Annotated in this window: 2 pseudogenes; one reads left to right on the forward strand and one right to left on the reverse strand. The window is 38.5% G+C overall.

What is annotated here, in order from left to right:
- Positions 1-595: 595 nt before the first annotated feature.
- Positions 596-952: pseudogene (locus AB4589_RS23730) on the forward strand (hypothetical protein); the annotation flags it as partial.
- 20 nt (positions 953-972) lie between these two features.
- On the opposite strand, the pseudogene AB4589_RS23735 reads toward AB4589_RS23730, so the two are convergent.
- Positions 973-1,697, reverse strand: a pseudogene (locus tag AB4589_RS23735) (conjugative transfer relaxase/helicase TraI); the annotation flags it as partial.

The raw sequence follows: 1,697 nt of genomic DNA on the forward strand, positions 1-1,697 counted from the left end.
CGATTGGCGCGATGGTACGTCCTAGAATCCTTTTATTTCTAGCCTGTATTTTGGGGGAGAAAGTGCCCCTGTATAAGAGTAACTTGGCGTTAATGTAAAAACAGTGTGGTCAAATCTACACCCCAACCCCTTCCAATAGGGGCGTTTTTCATCGATAATCCAAGCTCTTAGTGAAAACAAAAACCAACCGGATACTTTGTAAGAAGTGCCCCTGTATTTTCAATTATTCACCACACACCACGGCGCATTAATTTCAATGCGAATGGTTGTCTGTTAAGGATATAAAGACAATAAAAACAAAAAGTTATATTTAATGATAAAGGGGGAGTAGAGTGTAAAAAATTTTCAAAATCTCAACTAATTAGCCGCTGAAATCGTATTTAAAAATATGTTAAATGTATTTAATATCCATTTAACCCATGCATGGTAAGGTTTACAGGCTATTTGATTTGAAAGTGAGTGTATTTGTATTTGATTTCAATTTAGCCCTTTTCTGGCTTTGTTTGTGAGCGATTGTTAGGTTGTGATAATATGGTATCGTATTTAAATGTACATTAAATCGTATTAACCAAATTTGGTGGGAGAAAATCTAAAAATGGCGAGAAGCACAGTATTACAAGCCACAATCAAGGGGCCGCTAGAGCAAGATTTTCGCAAGTTTAAAAAGAGAGAGGGTTTAACTGATGCTGATGCGATTCGTCAGCTTTTGACATTGGCATTGCGTATTAAACTGAATGACAGTGACGATGAAAGGCCGTCGAACCGTGAGTTGATGGAAGAAACGTATCGTAGAGTTAGGCAGGTACAAGGCGTGCTAAATTTAAATTTGGCGCATAGCTTTGATGGGGAGGGGTATTATAAGAATAAAGCGGATTCGATTGAGCAAAGAAAATCCAACACCGCTTTGGTTGATAAAAGCGTCGATGAATATCTTGAAGGCGAAAAAAAGGGTAGCCATTGGCTACCCTTTTATTATCGCTCTAACTCTCTGTCGATTTCTCTGTCTTCCCACTGACTCTCTTTCTCTGAGTGATTAAATTCCATCTCTTGTTGAGGTGAATATTCTTTTGGCTCAAAGTGGTCGAGTGATTGGCTGTCGGTTTCTTTTTTCTCATTATAGTTGAGGGTGTCTAATTCGCTCTCTTGATGAGAAGTGTGCGGCTCATTTAATTCAATGTTATGTGCGCTGTTATCTCGCTCTAGTTTATCAAGGCATGATTTGATGTCCTCTTTAAGGTTGTCGTCTGACATGAATTGAATGTCTCGACCATTAAAGTTCTCGACGATTTTCTCAATGTTGTTCGGGTTTAAATCGTGATTGCCGTGATTTAATACAATAATGATGTTCTGTCTCAGTTCATCGGTGGAGATGTTTTGAATGTCGTTCTTATGATTGACGTTGATAATGTCAATCTGCCCTTGGGTTTGGTCTCGAATTAAAAACGAGTTTTCTATCGATGTGCTGATGATGGTGGTGTTTAAATTCTCTCCTTGATGGAATTGGGTTAATTGTTTGGACTTTGTTCCTAGTGTTCTTGGATTAATATCTAAGGAGGTGTCTTTATTGCCTTGAGTGTCTAAATAGGTCACTTCTATGGCTTTGGTTTCACCTTCTTTATTGTGAATGTTAGTTAACATGGCAGGATGAAGAGATCTATCTTCGGATGAATAGACCGCTGGGTGGAACTTAACCTGGT

It is taken from the genome of Vibrio sp. 10N.222.49.A3, assembly GCF_041475145.1.
Lineage (GTDB): Bacteria > Pseudomonadota > Gammaproteobacteria > Enterobacterales > Vibrionaceae > Vibrio > Vibrio tasmaniensis_A.